We start from the raw sequence: 23,124 nt of genomic DNA on the forward strand, positions 1-23,124 counted from the left end.
GTAAATTTAAAATTTAGTAAAAAATGAAGCATAAAAATCTATTACTTGTATCCTTGATATTTGCAATCTCATTTATGAGCTGCAAAGGTCAAAAAACAGTTACAAATCAAGAAAAAAAAGAAGTTGTTTTAAACACAACTCAAAAACCAAATTTAATTATCATTCATACCGATGAACATAATTTTAGAACTATAAGTGCGTATCAAAAATTACTGCCAGAAGCACAAGCTTTTGTTTGGGGAAAAGGGAATAATTCTAAAACCCCAAATATCGATAAACTGGCAGAAGAAGGAGCTATTGCAACGAGCTATTATTGTGCTTCGCCAGTTTGCACACCATCTCGCGCTTCTTTAATGACAGGTTTACATCCTGGATCTACGGGAGCCCCAAAAAACGGAATGCATATTCGAGAAGATATACCAACATTTGCTACCATTTTAAGAGACCAAGGTTATGCAACTTCTTATGTGGGTAAGTGGCATTTAGCAGGTGAAGAAAAATATGTTTTTGGCATTAAATATAAAGCAGGTTTTGATGATAATCGCTATATGATGAAAGGTGGTCATGCGCCTTATTTTAGTTTAACAAAAGATGGTGCTGTAATAACGGGTATTAATGAAAAAGTTGCCGCTAAATTACCAAAAGATGAAGTGATTCATTTAACAGATTTTTTTACAAATAAGGCCTTAGAAATTTTAGAGCGTGATAAAAATAAACCTTTTGCATTAATGCTTTCTATTCCAGATCCGCATACGCCAGATTACGCAAAGCCTCCATACAACACTATGTATGAAGATTTAAAAATTGAAGCACCAAAAACTATGGATGCAAAATATACTGCTATAAAACCTAAATGGGCAAAAGATCAAAAAAACAATGAAGCTATTGGAAAAAAAGCTTTTAAAAATGAAAAAAATGCGTTAAAACAGTATTTTGGAATGGTGAGTCATATTGATGATTCTGTAGGTAGAATTCTTCAGTTTTTAGAAGACAATAATCTTACAGAAAATACCATTGTAATCTTTACTTCAGATCATGGAGATATGTTTTTTGAACACAACAGACGTAACAAAGGGGTGCCTTATGAAGGTTCAGCAAGAATTCCGTTTTTAATTCGTTATCCAAAGAAAATACCTTCAGGCAAAGTGATCAATACCGCCTATACAAATGTAGATTTTACACCCACTATTTTAAGTTTGATGAATGTTAAAACAGCTGCAAAATTTCAAGGTTTAGATACTTCAGACGATTTTACAAACAATAAAAAAGAAGTAAATAGTGATAGAATTACCTATTTCGCCAAGTCTGGCGGATGGTGGGCTTCTGCAGTAAGTGATAGATATAAATTGGTCATCGATAAAAAAGAAAAACCATATTTATTCGATTTACAAAAAGATCCAGATGAGTTGATTAACTTTTACTACGATGCAGCATATGCAGGCATTGCAAAAATGATGCAAACAGAATTATTTAAGCAAATGAAGATGTATGATGAACCTGGTTTAAAGTTAAATCAGAAATATATTACGGAGTAATTAATTTTTTTAAGGTAAAATAGAGTAGGATTTGGATAAGATGTTTTTTAGCATTTAGACAAATCCTATTTATATTTATAGCATTACCAGTTTATTTTAAATTACAGGTTGTAAAGGCACAAAGACAAAAGTTTTTGTTATTATATTTGACTTTACCATTCAGTATTAATACTAATTTTTATGATGTATTTAAAGAATTCTATTGTTTTCTTATTGCTATTATTTTCTCAAATATCTTTTTCTCAAAATGATTGGGAAAACGAATTGATGTTTGAGCAAAACAAATTAAGAGCACGTGTGCCAAGTTATTCCTATATTAATCATGCAGATGCTTTAGAAGGAAATAGAGACAAATCTAGAACACAATCATTAAACGGAACCTGGAAATTTAACTATGTAGGGAAATCTAAAGACAGACCTACAGATTTTATCAAGAATGATTTTAATGGAGAAAATTGGAGTGATATTCCTGTGCCATCTAGTTGGGAACTTCAAGGATTTGGACAACCAATTTATACCAATATTATTTATCCTTTTACTCCGGATATAAAAAATGGAGGAAAAAGAAATTTCGGATATATGGGGCCTCATCCGCCACAATTTCCATTTATAGAAAAGTATAGAGACAATCCGGTTGGAAGTTATTATAGAGATTTTACAGTTCCAAAAGACTGGAAAGATCAATCTGTAATTTTACATTTTGGCGGCGTTTCGTCTGCATTTTATGTTTGGGTAAATGGTAAAAAAGTTGGGTACAGCCAAGGAAGTAGATTGGCAGCAGAATTCGATATTACTAAATATCTAGTTGAAGGAAAAAATAAAGTTGCCGTTCAGGTTTTTAGATGGAGTGACGGTAGTTATTTAGAAGACCAAGACATGTGGCGTTTAAGCGGAATTCACAGAGAGGTTTTATTAATGGCACAACCAAAAGTTTCTTTAAATGACTTTTTTATTCGAACAAAGTTCGATGATACGTTAGAAGATGCCAAGATAGAAGTTCGTCCGCATGTATGGATGAAAGGAGATGAAGACAACTTAAAAGGTTGGACCATTTCTGCAGATTTATACGATGCTAATAATAAAAAGGTTTTACCAAAACCGATGTCTTGTGCTATTGAAGATGTCTTTTTTGAAAGATGGCCACAAAGAGACATTACAAAATTTGCATTTTTAGAAGCTAATATTAAAAGTCCACTAAAATGGTCTGTAGAAAACCCATATTTGTACACCGTTGTTTTTGATGTAAAAGATGCATCAGGAAAAATTGTAGAATCTCGCAGTCAGAAAATTGGATTTAAACAAGTTGGTTTTAGTAAAGAAAACGAGTTACTTATCAACGGAAAACCCGTAAAAATAAAAGGTGTTAATCGTCATGATCATCATCCTGTTAGAGGAAAAGCATTAACCAGACAAGATTTAGAAGACGATGTAAAACTGTTGAAGAAATTCAATTTTAATGCCGTAAGAACTTCACATTATCCTAATGATCCGTATTTCTATGATTTATGTGATAAATACGGAATTTATGTAATGGATGAAGCAAATATAGAAACCCATCATTTAGGAAGTTATGCACCACAACAACCAAGTTTGGCAATTCCTATGTTAAGTAGAATTATGAGAATGGTGGATAGAGATAAAAATCATGCCTCTATAATTTCTTGGTCTATGGGAAATGAATCTGGAACAGGACCTGCTTTTGCGGCTGCTGCAGGTTGGATAAAAGATTACGATCCTTCACGTTTTATTCATTATGAAGGAGCGCAAGGAGGCCCAACGAACCCTGCGTATAAAGAAGGAGAAGAAGGACAAAAAGTGTTTAGAGGACCTGCGCATGCAAACCCTACAGACCCAAAATATGTAGATGTTTTAAGTAGAATGTATCCAGAGATTTATCAGCTAAAAGCAATGTCTGAAAGTAAATATATAAACAGACCTATTATTATGTGTGAATATGCGCATGCTATGGGGAACTCCATTGGTGGTTTGGGTGAATATTGGGATTTAATCAACTCGAAAAAGAATTTAATTGGAGGTTTTATTTGGGATATGATAGACCAAGGAATAGAAAAAACAGCTGATAATGGTGAAAAATTTTATGCATATGGAGGTGATTTTGACGATTATCCGAATGATAAAAATTTCTGTATTAACGGTGTTTTCTCTTCAGATAGAAAACCACATCCACATGCGTGGGAAGTAAAATATATTCAGCAACCCTTTAATTTTACTGCAATTGATGTAGCAAAAGGAACTATTTTAGCAATTAATCATTTAAATGTTACTAATTTAAATAACTACGATGTAAAATGGACGTTGTCTGAAAACGGAAAAGAAATTCAATCTGGAATTTTACAAGATATTGATGTAAAACCAAGTTCATCATCAAAAATAAATATTCCATTTAAAAAGGTGAATTTTAAAGATGAAAATGAATATTGGTTAAAAATGTCTGTACAAGAAAAAGGAACTACCTTTTGGGCTGCAAAAGGCTATGAAGTAGCGAATGAACAACTTTTAATCAAAGAAAAAACAGCCATTAAGACGTATCAGTCAGCATCAAAAGCAGCATTACAAGTTGTAGAAAATACTGCTGAAATTACTGTTTCAGGAAAAAAATATGCTGCAAAAGTATCAAAAGAAACAGGCGCACTAATTTCATTTATCAAAAAGGGAAAAGAGCAAATATCTTCACCTTTAAAACCTAACTTTTTTAGACCACCAATAGACAACGATTTACGAGGTGCAAGTAGTAAAGATTTTAGAAAATCTAGAGGTTATTGGGAGTTTTTAAATGATAAATTAGAAATTAAATCTGTAAAAGTAATTGCAGAAAAGACCAATGAAGTTACTGTTTTGGTGGAGAAATCATATAAAGACGAAGTAAAATTAAATATCAATTATCACTTTTTAAGTGATGGAAGAATTGTTGTGAAAATGGATTTAGATGCCAATAAAAACTTACCTGGTTTGGTGAAATTTGGTGTTACTTTAGGCATTCCGAATAGGTACAAAACCACCACTTTTTACGGAAAAGGACCTTGGGAAAATTACATAGATAGAAAACGAGGTACAGAAGTAGATGAATACATCTTTAAAACGGACGATTTATTTACAAATTATGTTTTTCCGCAAGAAAACGGAAACCGCTCTGATGTAAGATGGTTACAGCTTTCAGAAAACAGAAAGAATAGTTTAAAAATTGAAGGTGCATCAACATTCGGATTTTCAATTTGGCCATATTCGCCAGAAAATATTCAAAATGCAAAACATCCTTATGATTTAAAAAAACAAGGGTTTTATACTTTGAATTTGCACTTAATTCAAATGAGTGTAAATGGAACGCTGTCAGAAACATTGCCGCAATTTGTAATTCCATCAGGAAAATATGAGTTTGAGTTTATTTTGAATGCGAAAAATTAAAATGATGAAAAAATTATCTATTGTGTTTCTTTTCTTATTGGTATCAACAAACCTTGTTTCTCAATGGAAATATTCCAATGCAAAGAATATAAAAGATGATGTTGTTATTACTTATGATGTTGTTTATGATCGAGTTTTATCAGAAAAACAAAAAAAACTTTCTTATTTTAAAAAAGAAATCATTGTTATTTTTAATAAAGATAAATTATTAGAAAAACGTTATTCTAATAGTAAAAATTATGATTTTTCAACTTTATTAGATTATGATAAAGAACTTACTTATTCACTTGCACGTAGTTATACGACTAAAACAGGTATTATAAATAAGTTTAAAAACCCTGTAAAAGAAGTAATTCTTCAAGAAGAGGAAATAGAAAATATTATAGGTATTCCTTGTCAAGTTTATGAGACAAAAATAAAAGGAGAGATTAGAAAAGTATACACAACCAAAAAGTTTGGGTTAAGATATATTAAACAGTTCAATGCACAGGGTTTTCTATTAAAATACACTACAAATGATAAATATTTAGGACCTTATACGGTTACTGCTAAAAAAATATACTACACTAAATTGCCCGCAAAAACTTATAGTTTAGAAGGTTATACTATTAGAACTACAGAAGAACAGAAGCAATATGTAATTGATGCTAAAAAACATAGTAATGAAAGAAAAGAGCAAGCGTTAGAGCGTTTAGGAGAGTTATCACCAAAGTATTCTGTGAGAAGTATTCAAGGAAATAAATTTAAAAGTAAAGACTTAATAGGAAAAGTAGTTGTGTTAAATTTTTGGTTTACAACGTGTCCGCCTTGTAAAAAGGAACTTCCACATTTAAATAAATTAAAAGAGAAATTTAAGGGAAAAGACGTTGTTTTTATAGCAATAGCTTTAGACGATGAATATAAAATAGATACGTTTTTAAAACGGAATCCTTTTAATTATGATATAGTGGAAGATGGGCGTTGGATTGCTGAAAAATTTGATGTAAAGGCATATCCATCCAACATAATTATTGATAAAAAAGGAAATTATCAGTTTTACAAAATAGGTTATAAATCAAACATTACAGAAGCGATGTCGTATACGATTGAAAAATACTTAAAAGATTAATTTTTTCAATATTTTTAAACCTATAAATACAATCTTTATACTCATAAATACAGTATAAATGCACATTGTGCTTAGGTTTACAGTAAGGAATTAAAATTTTATATTTATGAAAAACTTTTTTACTTTTATGTTAGTGCTAATTTTAGGATGTACTTCTTATGCTCAAGAGCAAACCATAAATGTTGCAGATTATGGTATTAAGCCAGGGAAAGATGTTACGCTAGAAATTTATCAACTAATAAATTCTTTGAAAGGAAAGAAGGATATCACTTTGTTTTTTCCAAAAGGGCAATATGAGTTTTATCCAGAGAATGCTTTTGAAACTTATAGAGCAGTTACAAACCATGATAATAGTTTAAAGAAAATAGCTTTTCCAATTTTTAATTTCGATAATTTTACTTTAGATGGAAATGAATCTACGTTTATGTTTCACGGTAAAATTGTTCCAATAACTGTAGAAGGTTCTAGAAATACTACATTAAAAAACTTTACAATAGACTGGGAAAAATCTTTTGTAAATGAATTAAGAGTAACTGAAAATAATAAAGAAGATAATTCTTTTATTGTTGATGTTGCAAATGAAAAATTTGGTTTCGAAGTTAAGAATAACCAAATATTATTTAATCATTACGATTGGCAAGATGAAATAGGACAAAATATTGCGTTTGATTCTAAGACGAAATCTCCTATTTGGCATACTAAAGATTATTACTTAAAACCAATATCTTCTAAAATAGCAAAAATTGTTAAAATTGATAATAAGACTGCAAAGTTTACAAATTACACAAAAGTAACGCCACCTGTAGGTACTGTATTTGCAACGTACGGACAAAGTCCTGGAGAAAATAGATTTGTGCCTGCAATTCATTTATCAAACTCAAATGATAATGTTTTAAATAATATAACTGTATTAGCAGCAGGAGGAATGGCTTTAATAGCAGAAAGATGTGAAAATATTTCTTTAGACAAATTTGTAGTGACTTCTAGAGCAGATAGAACATTTTCTACAAGAGCAGATGCAACACATTTTTTAGGCTGTAAAGGATCTATAAAAGTAGAAAACTGTTTATTAGAACACATGTTAGATGATGGTATAAATGTACATGGAGCTTATGTAAAAGTAGAAAAATACATGGGTAACAATACCTTTTTATGCGAAACGAGCCATGTGCAACAATGGGGATTTATTTTCGGTGAAAAAGGAGATGAGGTAATGATTATGTCTAGAGAAACGATTCTACCAATTTTTAAAACTGAAATTAAAAAAGTAAAGGTTTTAAATGAAAGAAGAATGTTAATTACTGTTGCAGAAGTGCCTGCAACATTACCAGAAGGAAAACTTTCTTTAGAAAATCTTACTTGGTATCCGGATGTATACATGAATAAAAATGTAATTAGAGAAAATAGAGCCAGAAGTGCACTTATTACTACAAAAGGAAAAGTGGTGATTGAAAATAATTATTTTTCATCTCAAATGCATGGTATTTTAATTGAAGGAGATAATAATAAATGGTACGAATCTGGTGGTGTACAAGATATTACTATTAGAAACAATATATTTAATACCATTGGTTATGGAAATGGCGAGTCTTATCCATTATTAGCGTCCCCTTTATTTACAAAAGACCAAAGAATAGGGGCTAAAAAGTTTCATAGAAATATAGATTTTAGTAACAATATTATTAAAAGTTTTAATGGTCACTTAGTGGATGCTTTTTCTGTAAAAGGATTAAAAATTACTGGAAATATTATAGAGTTGAGTACTGATTACCCTACGGTATCTACTTTACCTGCAATACATTTAGATTATTGTGAAGATGTGTTAATTGAAAAAAATGAATTTAAAAATTTTAATTTTCCTATTAAGATAGAGGTGAAAGAAAATGCTACTTCTGTAAAAATAAAACGAAATAAAGGAGTAAAATAATTATAAAATTTAATTTATGAAAATCCAAAAAAACAGTTTTTTATCTTGGTGTTGCGTTTTTTTTATAAGTTTTTTATGTGCACAAAACCCAATTGATAGAGCGTTGCCTGCAGATAGTTATTTTTACAACCCTACAATAAATACTGCAAACCAGAAGAGTTTTCCTAACGGATCTAGTTCAACCGCAGCTTTACAGACTATGATAAATAATTTATCTAATGCTGGCGGAGGAGTTTTAACTATAAATGCGGGAACTTATACTTTAAATCAAATTCATATAAAAACAGGTGTTCATATTCGCGTTCATCCAGATGTGGTTTTTAAAACAACACCAATGAGTTCTTTATTTAGAGTTGGTTATGATAACAATTTTGAGAAGGTTACAAATTGGAGTTTTCAAAGTACAAATGGAGAGAAATTTACATTTGATTTTTCTGATATGCAACCAAATGATGATATAAGAGCATTTCAGTTGGGAAATACTGCTAATTTTAAATTAGCAGATTTTTTAGTTTTAGATAATTATACAAAATTTAACGCTGTTTCTTCGGGTGCAGTTGGTGCTACAAGTGCGCCGGCATTATTTTCTTCTTTTGGTATTATAGAAAATCTAGATATAAAGAAAGCACACTATGGTTATGGTTTAATTCAATGTCAGGTTGGGCAAGATATACTGTATAGAAATTTATCTGGCGAAGGAGGAGTCACCCTAAGATTTGAGTCTGGTTTTAGTGGTTTAGCAGATAGATATGTTACAGATAAAACGCCAATTATAAATAATATGTATGGTAGAAATATATCCTGTACAAATGGTGCACATGCAGTAATGTTGTCTCCACATACCATAACACAAGGTATGGTAGATGTTAGAGATATTACAGGAATTAGCTGTGAAGCGGCAGTGTCTATTAATTATGGTTTTTTGTCTTCGGATAAAGGACAAGTTGCACCAGACCATAGTTCAGGTACTTTTTCTGAAGCATCTGTAATTGCAAATGTTTCTGCAACTTATGGTGTAAATGCTCAGGTAAGAGCGGCACGTTTAAGGCACATTCCTTGTGCATTAAGAAACTACATCAGTTCAGGTAAAAATTTAGACGACGAATCTTATCAAGCGCCAGCTTTAGCACCTGTTTACTATTTAGCTTTAGAAGATTATGTTTCTAAAGGGAGTCCGGCAGGAAGGTATAAAATTGTTTTAGAAAATGTAACTCATACTGGTTTTTCTGCAGAAGTTAGAGCAGATGGTTTAATTACCGATGGAGGAGAAAATGATTTTGAAGGTTGTGATATTGATGGAGATCCTATTTGGATTAATGGTGTTGATAAAAATACACCAAACCCACTACAAACATCTACTGTAGCGGAAACTTTAAATATAAATGAATTTATTGATGGTGAAAATATTGTTATTTATCAACAAGAAAATTCAAGAACTTTAAATGTTAAAAGTAATTTTAGTGGAAGTATTCAGGTTTTTAATTTATTAGGACAATTGGTAAAAGAAGTACCTGTATTTAAGAACAACACTACAATTGATGCAACTGAGATGACTGAAAATATGTACATCATTCGTATAGAATCTGACAAAAAAAGAATCACGAAAAAAATAATAATTAAATAATTTTATAATGTATAAATTCAAAAATTCAAGTAGTTTATTCTTATTGTTTCTTGTTATGACTGCAGCTTTTTCCTGTAAAAATAAAGAAACAAAAAAAGATATTGCAAAAATAACAACAGTGTCTAAAAAGCCAAACATCGTGTTATTATTTGTTGATGATTGGGGATGGGCAGATGTTGGTTTCAGGAATTCTCTTTTCGAAACGCCAAACATCGATCAATTAAAAAAAGAAAGTTTAAATTTTAACAGAGCATACATTCCTACGCCTACTTGTAGCCCTAGTAGAGCGTCTATTTTAACTGGTAAAGAAGCGGTTCGTATGGAGATGGTTAGACATATTTCTGGAAATCCAGATAAAGAAAAATATAGTTATTGGCCAAAAGATCCGGTTCAAATGCCTTCTATTAATTATTTACCTTTAGAAGAAGTTACCTATGCAGAAAGGTTAAAAGAGTATGGTTATTACAATGCTTTTATAGGAAAATGGCATTTAGGACATCCTGCAAACTATCCAGGAAAACAAGGTTTTGATGAGGTGTATGCAACCACAAATGCTGGACATCCAAAAAATTATTATTTTCCATTTTTTAAAGCAGAAGAAGACCCAAAAGGATTTTTAAAATCAGGTGTAAAAAAAGGCGACTATTTAACTGAGGTATTAACCAATCATGCAACAGAATTTATTAAAAATTACGATAAAAAAGATCCTTTTATGTTGTCATTTTGGTACTACACCGTTCATGGGCCTTCTATTGGTAGAAAAGATTTAATAAAAAAATACGAAGCCAAAGGAATGGAAGGTAGATATGCACAACATGGAGCCATGGTTGAGGTGTTAGACAATTCTGTAGGGCAAGTTAGAAAAGCATTAAAAGAGAAAGGAATTGCAGACAATACTATTATTATTTTAATTTCCGATCAAGGTGGTGCGTATTCTAATGCTCCTTTAAGTGGTGGTAAAAAAGGCGGTAATACTTTAGGTGAAGGTGGTTCTAGGGTTTTATTAACCATAGATTACCCAGGAGTTACAAAACCAGGAACGGAAACATCGATTCCTGTGCAATCTATAGATTTATACCCAACGATACTTGAAATTGCTTCTGGTAAAAAATGTGAAGATAATTGGATTCAAGGAGTAAGTTTAATGCCTATTTTAAAAGGAAAAACAATTGCAAAAAGACAATTGTATTTCTTTAGAAGTTATGAAGATCAATATGCGTCTGTAATAGATGGCGACTGGAAATTGGTGAAATATCACTCCGGAAAATTCCAATTATTTAATGTTACTAAAGATATTAGTGAACAAAATGATTTAATAGGAACTGGATTAGAAATTGAGCAAACTTTAAAAACAAATCTTTTAAACTGGGAGAAGGAAGCAGTGCCTACTTACTAGGATCAATTTTCTCTTATTAACAATATAAAAAAGGTAGTAATTTTAGTTTACTGCCTTTTTTTATTTTGGAACTTTCTTTGTTTCGTATGATTTAAAGAGGTTTTTAACGGAATTAACAAAAATTTATACCGAAATATTTTAATGTATTAAGTTGCTTTAAATCAGTTGTTTATTTGCTGTTTTTAGGTATATTTACTAAGAGACACATTTAATTTACTAAAATCTACAAAGAAACATAACAAAAACATCAACTTTAGGGTAGCCAAAAATGGCTACAAACGAATTCAAAAAAAACAGATTTAATAATGAAAACAGTATAGATTTAAAATACCCAAACCCCAAACTTAATTTAAATATTAACGAATAAAAATCAACCCATGAAATTAAACTATTTATTAAAAAACAAAATATTAGCGTATAGCCTACTAAGCTTATTTGCAATATTGTTCTGTAGTTTTGATGCAAATGCACAAAAAATTACAGTTAAAGGAGTTATTACAGACCAATTTGGCACTCCTTTGCCAGGTGTAAGTATCTTAGAAAAAGGGTCAACAAACGGTATAACTACAAATTTTGATGGAGTTTATGCTATTTCCGTATCTGATAAAAGTTCTATTTTAACTTTTTCATATATAGGATATGCTACAAAAGAAGTTGTAGTAAATAACCAAACCAAAATAAATGTTGCTTTAGAAGAAGAGGTTGGTCAGTTAGATGAGATTGTTTTGGTAGGGTACGGTACTGTAAAAAAATCTGATGTAACAGGTTCTGTATCTTCTGTAAGCGCTAAAGAACTAACTCAAACTCAAACAACTTCTATTGCTCAAGCCATTCAAGGTAGAGCACCAGGAGTTTCAGTTACAAAAAGTTCTGGTCAACCAGGAGCTACACCAACGGTAAGAATTAGAGGTGTTGGTACGGTTAATAATGCAGATCCTTTGTATATAGTAGATGGGGTGCCAATTAATGATATTAGTAATATTAATATGGACGATGCTGAATCGATTCAAGTATTAAAAGATGCTTCTGCTACGGCAATTTATGGTTCTAGAGGTGCTAATGGAGTGGTGTTAGTTACCACAAAAGTAGGGAGTAAAAATAGATCTACTATTTCTTACAAAACCTATTCAGGTATTGAAAATAGAATTGATAATCTGGATGTAATGAATGCAGAGCAATGGGCAACTCTTTATAACGAAGGAAAAGTAAATGATGGAGCTACTCCAGAAGCTGCTTTTTCAGATCCATCATCATTAGAATCTTATAATTGGAAAGATGCTGTTTACAGAACAGGTACTATTGTAAGTCATCAATTATCTTTATCTGGTGGAGGAGAAAAAACATCTTATTATGTTTCTTTTGGTAAATTAAACCAAAAAGGAATTGTAACCAATACATCTTTTGATAGAACAAACTTTAGAGTAAATAGTACGTATCAAATAAAACCTAAAATTAAAGTGGGTCAAAATATACAGTATTCAAAATCAACCTCTAATTCTGTGGCTTCTTTTGGAGGTAATTCTAATAATAAAACAGCTTTTATTGGTTTTGTTGTAGACCCAGTTTCTCCAATATACAATACAGATGGTTCACCTGCAAGACCTCTATATTCTACAGAGATTAGAAACCCCGTGGGTTTAACACTGTATGAACAAACGCCTTTAACAAAAGAAAGTTTTTTAGGAAATGTTTTTGTTGAGGCTGATCTTATGAAAGGTTTAAAATTTAAATCTAATTATGGTTTAGAAGTTAATAATAGAAAGAGGGATAACTTTCAATCGGAATACTTCATCTCGGCAGAACAAAATAGACCAGAAAATATTTATAGTTTATTAAGATCAGAGAATAGAGTTAGCGTTTGGTCTAATACCTTAAGTTATAGCACTACAATTAAAGAAAAACATAGTATTAATGCCTTGTTAGGACATGAAACACAACAACTAGATTATAATAATGTTTTAGCCAGTAGAAGTGCTATTCCACAGGGAGTAGAGAACCCTACCTTGGGTTCAGGAGCTATAGATTCATCTACAAATTCTGGTACTATTTCTAGCTCATCATTATTGTCTTATTTTGGTAGACTAAATTATAATTATGATGATCGATATTTATTTACAGGTACTTACAGGATTGATGGTTCTTCTAGATTTGGAGATAATAACAGATTTGCTCAATTTCCGTCTTTAGCCTTAGCATGGAATATTCATAAAGAAAAGTTTTATAATATTGATGTAATTAATCAATTTAAATTCCGTGTTGGTTGGGGAGAAACAGGAAACCAAAACATACCTAATTCTGCAATATTTAGTACTTTAAGTACTAGTGAAAATTATTTATTAGGTAATGATGAGTTAACGGTAGTTGGTTTAGCGCCATTAAGCCCTGGTAATCCAGATTTAAAATGGGAAACAACAACTACTTCAAACGTAGGTTTAGATTTAGGTTTGTTAAATAATGCACTTACATTTACTGCAGATTATTTTATAAAAACAACTTCTAATATGTTATTGGAATCTCCAATTTTACAGACTTCTGGTTACGAATCACCTCCAACAATAAATGCAGGAGAGATTGAAAATAAAGGACTAGAATTCTCATTAAATTATAAGAAAAGAATGAATGATTTTTTCTTTAGTGTGGGAGGTAATATTGCTTTTATAGACAATACAGTGCTTAGTTTAGCTACAAAAGGGAGTGTTATTAGTACAGGTGTTACTGGTAACGGTTATACAGGTATTAGTAGAACTGAGGCAGGTAAACCTATCGCTTCTTTTTACGGTTTAGAAGCAATTGGAATTTTTCAAAATCAAGATGAAATAGATAATAATGCTAGTTTAAATGGAAATAAACCTGGAGATGTTAGGTACAAGGATTTAAATGACGATGGTTCAATTAACGATGATGATAGAACTTTTATAGGTTCTCCATTACCAGATTTTACTTACGGAATTAATCTTGATATGACGTATAAACAATTTGACATGACCATGTTTTTTCAAGGAGTACAAGGAAATAAAATTTTTAATGCTACCTCATATTTATTAGACGGAAAGTTAGATTCTAATCTAAACACTGCATATTTAGGACGATGGACTGGGGAAGGTACTACTAATTCTATACCTAGAGCTACATTTGATGGGTTTGCTAATAATAGCAAGCAGTCTAGTAGATTTGTTGAAGATGGATCTTACTTAAGACTTAAAAATGTGCAAATAGGGTATAATTTTTCAAAAGACGTTTTAAGTAAAACGTTTATTTCAAAAGCTAGAATTTATGTAGCCGGTCAAAATTTATTTACCATAACAGACTATAGTGGATTAGATCCAGAACTTGGTGTAGATGAAACTCAAAACGATGGTAGTAGAACATCTTTAGATATAGGAATTGACAGAGGTAGATACCCTTCTACAAGATCATTTTCTTTAGGACTAGATATTAACTTTTAAAAAGCATTCATTATGAAATTATATAATAATATTAAGACATATATAAAGTACAGTTTACTATTTTTAGTAGTTGCAATGGTTTCTTGTTCAGAGAACTTAGATTCTAAATCTTTTGGAGAGCCCGTTTTAGAAGATTTTTATACCAATCCAGTCCAAGCAGAGCAAGCTTTAGTGGCGACATATTCTTCTTTAAGAGAGTTGTACGGTACTAATTTTTGGGCAGTAATGGGTACCGATATGGTTTTTGGAGAAATAGGTACAGATGACTTTATTAAAGGAGGACGTACTGCAGAAAATAATGCGCCATTATTTGAAAGAGACAAATGGGCAATTTCTACATCAAACCCTATAATGGCTCAATTATGGAAAGTGAGTTACAAAGGTATTTTATATGCTAATTTGGTGATTGAAAATGTGCCAAATATTACTTTTGATGATACCGAAAGAAAAAAGGAAATTTTAGCAGAAGCTCATTTTTTACGTGCTTTTTATTACTTAAAATTAGTAAATTCTTTTGGTGGAGTACCAATTATTGATAAACCTCTAAAACTAGGAGAATTCAATGTGCCAAGAGCCACAAAAGAGGATACATACATTTTTATAGAAGATGATTTAAAAATTGCAATTGCAGATTTACCTTCAAGATTAGATAGAGGTGTTAATTATACTGGGCGTGCAGATAAAGGAGCTGCTTTAGGAATGATGATGAGAATGTCTCTATACCAAAATAAAATGAGCCAAGTAGAAACGTATGGAAATCAACTATTTGCTTTAGGTTTTGAATTAACACCAGATTATTCTACTATTTTTGAACCAGAAGGAGAGTGGAATTCTGGTTCTCTTTTTGAAATTAGCTTTCTTTCAGATGCAACTGCATCAGGTAGTGGAATACCGCAGCGTGTAAGTCCAAATAGTAATAAAGGAGGTGGTTTTGTGCAAGCAAGAGATGGTTTAAGAAATGAGTATGAGGCAAACGACCCTAGATTAGATGCTACGTTGTATTTTAGTGATGCTAGTTACGGTACCGATTGGTATGTAAGAAAGTACGCTTGGTATCCTTATACTAAATATAAAATACCAACAACAGCTAGAGCTAAAAATAGCTCTAATAATGTTCGTATTGTTAGACTTGCAGATGCGTATTTAATGTATGCAGAAGCTATTTATAGTACAAACCCATCAGAGGCAATTAAGTATGTTAACAAAGTTAGAGCTAGAGCTAGAGGAGCAGCATTACCTTCTGTACTTCCAGATTTAGCATCTACACTAACAGGACAACCTTTATTAGAGGCTATTTATCATGAAAGACGTGTAGAGTTGGCTGGAGAAGGTTTTCGTTTTTACGATTTAGTAAGAAGCGGAAGAGCAGGAACTTTATTAAGCCCTTATGGATTTGTAGAAGGCAAGCATGAGTTAATGCCAATACCTTTAGATCAAATAACCTTATCCGAAGGAGTTTTGGTACAAAATAATTATTAATTGAAAAATAGATTTCTTATCTGTTATTTTAAAATAAGGTTTTAGTCAGATTCCATATTTTTTTATAATAATAAAGAGAAATAACAATAGTAAAACCCCAAAACTTAATTTGAATATAAACGAATAAAAATCAACCCATGAATTTAAAATTTTTATTAAAAAACAAGATACTAGCATATAGTTTTCTAAGCTTATTTGCTATGTTGTTCTGTAATTTTGATGCCAATGCACAAAAAATAACAGTTAAAGGACTCGTAATGGACAGTGCAGACAATTCTCCAATACCCGGAGCTTCTGTTCTGGTAAAAGGAACTTCTAGAGGAACAACAACAGATTTTGATGGTAATTATAGTATTAGCGCAGAAATAGGAGAAACGTTAGTGTTTTCATACTTAGGTATGGATAAAAGAAATGTTAAAGTATTAAAGCCAAAACACAATGTTAAAATGACTTCTAACTCAGAGGAGTTAGAAGAGATTGTTGTTATTGGTTATGGAGCTGTTAAAAAGAAAGAATTAACAGGTTCTGTTGCTAGAGTAAAAGCAGAAGCAATAGAAAGTTTTGTAACACCAGATTTAGGTTCTGCACTTCAAGGGCAAATAGCTGGGGTAAATATAACTTCAAACTCAGGAGCACCTGGAGAATCATCTAGTATACAAATTAGAGGGATTACTTCATTAAGTGGAGGAAACACACCTTTATTTGTTGTAGATGGTATTCCTCAATCTGGCGATCCTGGTTTAAGTACTAATGAAATTGAATCCATAGATATTTTAAAAGATGCAGCATCTACAGCTGTATATGGAACAAGAGGAGCTGCGGGTGTTATTTTAATAACTACAAAACAAGGTAAAGCAGGTGTTTCTAAAGTTTCATTTAATTACAGTTCTGGAGTTCAGGTTTTAGGTGATGGTATTTCATTAATGAATACAGAAGAGCAATTCTTTTATGAGACACAAAAGAAATTAAATTTCCCTGCCGCTAATTTTAATCCAGGGCCTAGTAAATCTGAATGGTTAAATAATGATACAGATTTTAACTCGCTAATTTTAAATAATGCAGCAGAAAGTAAATCGTATAGTTTAAACCTTTCTGGAGGCTCAAAAGGGTTTTCTTATAACGTTGTTGGAGGATTACTTGATATTGACGGAGCATTAATCAATTCTGGATTTAAAAGATACAATGGGCGTGCGTCAGCCGCTTATACTTCAGATAATTGGAAAATTAATTCAAGTATTGCTTTTACAATTGAAGACAGAAATGTAACAAGTAATAATTTAATTACCACTACTATGCGTTACAAACCTTGGTTTCCAGAAGTAGAGACAGGTGCTACAACTTTCTATTCAGAAGAAGGGTCTAGTGGTGTAACAACACCAATAAACAACTATGCAACTGCAGCTTTAAGAAAAGACCGAAGAAAAACAGATAAAATTAATAGTAGTTTAAGTCTTACAAGAAAATTAACTGAAGACCTTAATTTTATTACAAGGTTAGGAGCTAATGTTACTAATTATGGGCAAAATACATTTAGTCCAAAATTTGAGTTAATAGATCTTGAGACTGGAAGTGTAACCGTAGACCCTAACTTAAGTGGTGTTTCTGCACAATCTTCTAGACAAACGCTATTAAGTTGGGATGGAAGTTTTAATTATAAGAAAAAATTTGGACACCACACTATATCTGCTTTAGCTTCAGTGGCATCAGAAAAAAGAACCTACGAAGTTTTTACCGCTCAAAAACTAGGAGTAGCAGATAACTCTGTAGAAGTTCTAGATGGTGCTCAGTTGTTTCCAGAAGCTATTTCTGGAGGTAACAATTATACAGGAACTACACTGAGTCTTATAGGACGATTACAATACAACTATAAAGGAAAATATTTAGTATCTGCATTAGTAAGACGAGATGGTTCTAGTCAATTTGGTAGCTCTAATAGATGGGCAAATTTCCCATCTGTATCAGCAGCATGGAATGTTTCTAGTGAAAATTTTTGGAAACCAATAAAGGGTACTGTTAATAATCTAAAATTAAGATTAAGTAGAGGTACTGTAGGTAATGATAATTTTGATAGATATTCTTTTCAATCAGGTATTTCCCAATTACGAGATTATATTTTTGATGAAGATGATAACAGTGTCACTTTTGGTTCTGCGGTTGTTGCTTATGCTAATCAGGATGTACAGTGGGAAACCTCAATATCTAAAAACATTGGTGTAGATTTAGGATTCTTTAAAAATAAATTAACTGTAACCGCAGATTACTACGTTACTAATAAAGAAGATATGCTTTTTAGTGTAACGTTACCTGGTTCTGCGGGTGTTGTAAGCTATAGCGATTCAGATGAAGTAGTTTTAAATATTGGTAATATGACCAATAAAGGATTGGAAATTGCTGCAAATTATAAATATAATATTGGAGAGAATAATTTGACTTTTTCTGGAACTTTTACAAGAAATAGAAATGAAGTTACTAAAATGGCTCCTGGAGTAACAAGAGTTAATAATGGTTCTGGTTATCTTTTACAATCTCCAGTAACTGTATTAGAAATTGGTAGAGAAGTTGGTGCTTTTTATTTACATGAAACTCAAGGTACAATTAAAAATGATGAAGAATTAGCGGCTTATAGATTATTAGTTCCTTCTGCAGAATTAGGAGATTTAAAATATACAGATCAATTAACTGTAGATACAAATAATGATGGTGTTGCAGATAAAGGAGATGGTGTTATAACAGATGCAGATAGGGTGTATTCTGGAAGCGGATTACCAGATTTTGAATATGGTTTTAATTTTGGATGGAGATATAAAGGCTTTGATTTTGGTATGAATTGGTACGGAACTGTTGGTGCCGAATTAATGAATGGTAATAAAGCAGATGCTTACGGAAGAGGGAGACATACTGATTTAATAAATATGTGGACTCCAGATAATTCAACTTCTAACATTCCTTTTCATAGAGATAAAGCTTTATTACATCCCAATTATAATGGAAATACAGATCTTTGGTTAGAAGATGGAGATTATTTAAGGCTAAAATTAGTTACTTTAGGATATACTTTTCCAAAAGAGCTATCTGAAAAAATGGGATTAAATAGTTTAAGAGTATTCTTATCTGGACAAAATTTATTAACGATTACAGATTATACAGGTTTTGATCCAGAAGTTAATGGAGGAAATGTGGTAAGAAGAGGGCTTGATGTATCAAGATATCCTGTTGCAGCACTATATTCTTTAGGTGTAAAAGTTGATTTTTAATTCTAAAAACATTTATATTATGAAAAATTATTTAAACTATTTTATAGCGATTCTCATGATGACTGTTTCATTACAATCATGCGATAGCGAATCATATCTTACAGAAAACAACCCCAATGAAATATCAACAGACGTTTATTGGTCTACATTAACAGAATCAGAATCTAACCTAACTTCTGTATATGCAGCCATGTTAGACAGTTATGTTCTTAATACAACATACGATTTTTTTCGTACTGATATTGCGCACCCAGGGCAAAGAACAAACCCAACAGGTGCTTATCTAAATTGGTATCAAAACAGGTTATTTACAGACAATAGTGTAGTTGGTAATACTTGGGATGCAAAATACCGTGTTATATGGCGTGCTAACCAAGTAATAGAAGGGTTAAATGGAATGACTGCAGAATTAAAAGCAAAACAGGCTTGGACAGAACAAATGGCGCAAGCACGTTTTTTTAGAGGTTTAATGCATTTTTATTTACACTCAACTTTCAACGAAGGAAAAATTGTAATTAGAGATAAGGTTCCTGTTACTTTCGAAGATTTTAATAAATCATTATCTACCTCAGAAGAAGTAATTACTTTTTTTAGAGAAGATTTAGAATATGCTTATGCTAATTTACCAGCTCAGTTTTCTAAAAAGACAAGAGTAGATGCAGGTACGGCTGCAACTATTTTAGGAACAAGTTATTTGTACCAAGGAAAATATGCAGAAGCAAAAGTATATTTTAATGATGTAATTACAAATGCAGATTATGGTTATGAATTAGTACAAGATGTTAATTTAATTCACACATCAGCAGGAGATTATAATTCAGAATCTATTTTTGAAATTAATTATTCTGATGTTTTACAAATAGAAGATGATCGTTTTGATGAAGAAAGTTTTCAAAACAGATTGGCTAGATTCTGTGCTCCAACAGCTAAAAATGTAGAAACGGGTGCAACTATGGGAGGGCAAGGAATCATCTTACCATCAGCTTGGTTAACCTATGGTTTGTCTAATGAACCTATGGATATGACAGATGCTCGTAATATAGGTAGAACAATTCCTTTAAGAGCGGCTCAAAGTATTGCCGTTGTTAATGATGAAGTGTCAAATTATTATGGATTTACAGCTCCACAAGTAAATGCATTTGCTAAAACACGATTTTCTTATTTTAAAAAATATACAAATCATGATGTTGCACAAACTGAATTTGAGACAGCAAATGATTCTTGGAGATCAGGTAGAAATATTATCGTAAATCGTTTATCTGGTGTTTACTTAATGCAAGCAGAATGTATGGCAAATACTGGAGATTTACCTGGTGCAATCAATTTAATTAATCAAATACGTAAACGTTGGGGATTAGTGCAACTAGATATTAATGCAAGTTTAGTAGACGGAACACCTTATACACAAACGTCTCTAATGGATCATCTTATGTATAAAGAATATCCTTATGAATTAGCACTTGAAGGCTTTTCAACAAGGTTATTAGATTTAAGAAGATGGGGAGTTGCTCAAGAAAGGTTTGCAGATGTTAGTACTCAAATGTTTCATTTAGAAGATTATACGTATACTAAAACAAATGGTAAAACCGCAAATAGAAAAGCAAGTTTAATAACACCGGGACCAGGAAAGAGTGAATTTGTAGAATATGTAGATGCAGCCACAACATGGTCTAGCGCAACTGCAGGTTGGTTACCACTGCCACAAAGTGAGATTTTAAATAATCAAAACGTTAATTAAAAACATAGAAAATATGAAAAAAATAATTTTTAGAACAATATTATTGTTAACGTTAACAATGATTGTAAGTTGTAATGATAATGAAGATTTAGACTCTTTTGAAGGGCTAACCAACTTTACTTGGTGGGTTTCACCTCCAACAATCGACTTTAATATTCCTGAGAAAACAATAGACCTAAATAAATATCTAGTTTTTAAAGATTTATCAAAAGGATATACTTCTCATAAATGGGAAATTAAATCTGGAGGAAAATTTATAAGTACCAATTTTGTAGAATCTGATACTATTTATACCGATAATTTAATTCCAGATGCTGGTACTATTTCAGAAGAATCATTAGTTGCAGTTGTGTTTCCAGAGGTTGGTATACATGAAATTCTATTAAGAAATACGTATAAAGACTCTGTTATTGGTTCTGTTAAAATGGATAATGAATGGGTGGCTGAGCAAGTATTTACTATTACAGTAGAAGAATAACTTAATTATAGTTAAAAAAACCACCTTAATTATGGTGGTTTTTTTAACTTTGGATATCAATAGAATTAAATCTAAAAATAGAATAATGAAAATAGTTAAATTAAAATTTTTATTAGTTTTTACGCTAGTTTTTGCAATTAGTTGTAAAAATAAACAGGAAAAGAAAGTAGCGAAAGAATCTGAAAAGAAACCAAATATTGTGGTTATTTATTTAGATGATTTAGGTTATGGAGATATTAGTGCATACGGAGCAACAGAATTACAAACTCCAAATATAGATGCCTTAGCTGCTGGCGGAATTAAATTTACAAACGGTTATGCTTCTTCTGCAACTTGTACTCCAAGTAGATATGCTTTATTAACAGGTACGTATCCTTGGCGTAATAAAGATGCAAAAATTTTACCAGGAACAGCACCTTTGTTAATTAGTACTACACAACAGACGTTACCAAAAGTGTTAAGAAAACAAGGTTACCAAACAGCAATTGTAGGTAAATGGCATTTAGGTTTAGGAACTGGTCATGTAAACTGGAACGAAAGAATTACACCCGGACCAAACGAAGTTGGTTTTGATCAATCTTACATTTTTGCAGCAACTCAAGATAGAGTGCCAACAGTTTATATAGATAACGGTACCGTTGTAGGTTTAGATAAAAATGACCCTATAGAAGTAGATTATAAGAATAATTTTAAGGGAGAACCTACTGCATTAACAAACCCAGAGATGACTACTATGAAATGGCATCACGGTCATAACAACAGTATTGTAAACGGAATTCCAAGAATTGGATATATGAAAGGTGGAGATAAGGCTAAGTGGAGTGATATTGATATTGCTGATAATTTCTTAGCGAGAGCTCAAAATTATGTAAAAACACATAAGGAAAAACCTTTCTTTTTGTATTACGCAATGAATGAGCCACACGTGCCAAGAACTCCGCATCCTAGATTTGTAGGCAAATCTGGTATGGGACCAAGAGGTGATGTTATTTTAGAAGCAGATTATATGATTGGAGAATTCATGAAAACTTTAAAAGAAGAAGGAATTTTAGAGAACACATTAATCGTTTTTTCTAGTGATAATGGCCCGGTTTTAAATGATGGTTATTATGATGATGCTGTAGAGAAATTAGGTAAACACGATCCTAAAGGTGGATTAAGAGGAGGTAAATACAGTATTTTTGAAGCAGGAACAAGGGTCCCTTTTATTACATATTGGAAAGGAACCATTAAACCAGCAGTTTCAGATGCCGTTGTTTGTCAAATGGATTTATTATCATCTTTAGCAACCTTAACAGGTACTACGGATACAACTACTGATAGTAAAGATATTTTAAATACGTTGTTAGGTAAATCTGATAAAGGTAGAGGTGATTTGATTTTAGAAGCTACAGGTAAAACGGCTCTAAGAAGTGGAGATTGGGTATATATACCAGCGTATAAAGGAAAAAATTTAAGAGAAAAAGTAGGCATTGAAGTAGGTAATTTTCCTTATGAACAATTATATAATGTAAAAGAAGATAAAGGAGAGCAAAATAATTTAGCAAAATCTAATCCAGAAAAATTAACAGAAATGAAAGCTATTTTTGGTAAGTTAAGAGGCATAGATTATACAAAAGGAGTAAAAGAAGTTGAGTTTAGATAATTTAATAATTTTCTAGAACTATTTATTGTAAAAGTTTTTATTAATAACAATTGAAAAGGCATTTAGTATCT

At 31.4% G+C, this 23,124-nt stretch carries 12 protein-coding genes; all 12 read left to right on the top strand.

Annotated features, from left to right (window positions below; genetic code table 11):
- Window positions 1–23: 23 nt before the first annotated feature.
- The 12 genes from JOP69_RS17930 to JOP69_RS17985 all read left to right on the top strand — a co-directional run bounded on the left by JOP69_RS17930 (window position 24) and on the right by JOP69_RS17985 (window position 23,053).
- Window positions 24–1,535 carry a sulfatase gene (locus tag JOP69_RS17930; protein ID WP_203393508.1) on the top strand — a complete coding sequence of 504 codons (1,512 nt, stop codon included), beginning with the start codon at window positions 24–26 and terminating at the stop codon, window positions 1,533–1,535.
- Between the two features lie 180 nt (window positions 1,536–1,715).
- Window positions 1,716–4,958 carry a glycoside hydrolase family 2 TIM barrel-domain containing protein gene (locus JOP69_RS17935; protein ID WP_252191146.1) on the top strand — a complete coding sequence of 1,081 codons (3,243 nt, stop codon included), beginning with the start codon at window positions 1,716–1,718 and terminating at the stop codon, window positions 4,956–4,958.
- A gap of 1 nt (window position 4,959) precedes the next feature.
- Complete coding sequence (locus tag JOP69_RS17940) at window positions 4,960–6,066, top strand: TlpA disulfide reductase family protein (RefSeq protein WP_203393507.1); 1,107 nt, start codon at window positions 4,960–4,962, stop codon at window positions 6,064–6,066.
- Window positions 6,067–6,172: 106 nt separating this feature from the next.
- Window positions 6,173–7,993, top strand: a complete 1,821-nt coding sequence (locus JOP69_RS17945) for a right-handed parallel beta-helix repeat-containing protein (protein ID WP_252191147.1) — start codon at window positions 6,173–6,175, stop codon at window positions 7,991–7,993.
- 16 nt (window positions 7,994–8,009) lie between these two features.
- A complete protein-coding gene (locus JOP69_RS17950; RefSeq protein ID WP_203393506.1) occupies window positions 8,010–9,617 on the top strand; it encodes a T9SS type A sorting domain-containing protein in 1,608 nt (535 codons plus the stop codon).
- Between the two features lie 7 nt (window positions 9,618–9,624).
- On the top strand, window positions 9,625–11,013 hold the full coding sequence (locus JOP69_RS17955) for a sulfatase (RefSeq protein WP_203393505.1): 1,389 nt from the start codon (window positions 9,625–9,627) through the stop codon (window positions 11,011–11,013).
- Between the two features lie 377 nt (window positions 11,014–11,390).
- Window positions 11,391–14,459 (top strand): TonB-dependent receptor, encoded by a 3,069-nt coding sequence (locus JOP69_RS17960; RefSeq protein ID WP_203393504.1) that lies wholly within the window; start codon window positions 11,391–11,393, stop codon window positions 14,457–14,459.
- Window positions 14,460–14,471: 12 nt separating this feature from the next.
- Entirely contained in the window at window positions 14,472–15,938 is a 1,467-nt protein-coding gene (locus JOP69_RS17965; protein ID WP_203393503.1) for a RagB/SusD family nutrient uptake outer membrane protein, read from the top strand.
- Window positions 15,939–16,075: 137 nt separating this feature from the next.
- Window positions 16,076–19,192, top strand: coding sequence for a TonB-dependent receptor (locus JOP69_RS17970; protein ID WP_252191148.1), 3,117 nt, complete (start codon window positions 16,076–16,078; stop codon window positions 19,190–19,192).
- Window positions 19,193–19,211: 19 nt separating this feature from the next.
- The gene (locus tag JOP69_RS17975; RefSeq protein ID WP_203393502.1) at window positions 19,212–20,930 is read left to right on the top strand and encodes a RagB/SusD family nutrient uptake outer membrane protein; all 1,719 of its coding nucleotides are present in this window, start codon (window positions 19,212–19,214) and stop codon (window positions 20,928–20,930) included.
- 13 nt (window positions 20,931–20,943) lie between these two features.
- Window positions 20,944–21,408, top strand: a complete 465-nt coding sequence (locus JOP69_RS17980) for a hypothetical protein (protein ID WP_203393501.1) — start codon at window positions 20,944–20,946, stop codon at window positions 21,406–21,408.
- Window positions 21,409–21,493: 85 nt separating this feature from the next.
- Window positions 21,494–23,053, top strand: coding sequence for an arylsulfatase (locus JOP69_RS17985; protein ID WP_203393500.1), 1,560 nt, complete (start codon window positions 21,494–21,496; stop codon window positions 23,051–23,053).
- Window positions 23,054–23,124 lie beyond the last annotated feature (71 nt).

Source organism: Polaribacter sp. Q13 (assembly GCF_016858305.2).
Lineage (GTDB): Bacteria > Bacteroidota > Bacteroidia > Flavobacteriales > Flavobacteriaceae > Polaribacter.

What these genes read in the sequence shown, in the direction of transcription:
- JOP69_RS17975 (WP_203393502.1), top strand. Translation starts at nt 19,212, where the DNA reads ATGAAAAATTATTTAAACTATTTTATAGCGATTCTCATGATGACTGTT.
- JOP69_RS17950 (WP_203393506.1), top strand. Translation starts at nt 8,010, where the DNA reads ATGAAAATCCAAAAAAACAGTTTTTTATCTTGGTGTTGCGTTTTTTTT.
- JOP69_RS17965 (WP_203393503.1), top strand. Translation starts at nt 14,472, where the DNA reads ATGAAATTATATAATAATATTAAGACATATATAAAGTACAGTTTACTA.
- JOP69_RS17930 (WP_203393508.1), top strand. Translation starts at nt 24, where the DNA reads ATGAAGCATAAAAATCTATTACTTGTATCCTTGATATTTGCAATCTCA.
- JOP69_RS17940 (WP_203393507.1), top strand. Translation starts at nt 4,960, where the DNA reads ATGATGAAAAAATTATCTATTGTGTTTCTTTTCTTATTGGTATCAACA.
- JOP69_RS17985 (WP_203393500.1), top strand. Translation starts at nt 21,494, where the DNA reads ATGAAAATAGTTAAATTAAAATTTTTATTAGTTTTTACGCTAGTTTTT.
- JOP69_RS17935 (WP_252191146.1), top strand. Translation starts at nt 1,716, where the DNA reads ATGATGTATTTAAAGAATTCTATTGTTTTCTTATTGCTATTATTTTCT.
- JOP69_RS17980 (WP_203393501.1), top strand. Translation starts at nt 20,944, where the DNA reads ATGAAAAAAATAATTTTTAGAACAATATTATTGTTAACGTTAACAATG.
- JOP69_RS17945 (WP_252191147.1), top strand. Translation starts at nt 6,173, where the DNA reads ATGAAAAACTTTTTTACTTTTATGTTAGTGCTAATTTTAGGATGTACT.
- JOP69_RS17960 (WP_203393504.1), top strand. Translation starts at nt 11,391, where the DNA reads ATGAAATTAAACTATTTATTAAAAAACAAAATATTAGCGTATAGCCTA.
- JOP69_RS17970 (WP_252191148.1), top strand. Translation starts at nt 16,076, where the DNA reads ATGAATTTAAAATTTTTATTAAAAAACAAGATACTAGCATATAGTTTT.
- JOP69_RS17955 (WP_203393505.1), top strand. Translation starts at nt 9,625, where the DNA reads ATGTATAAATTCAAAAATTCAAGTAGTTTATTCTTATTGTTTCTTGTT.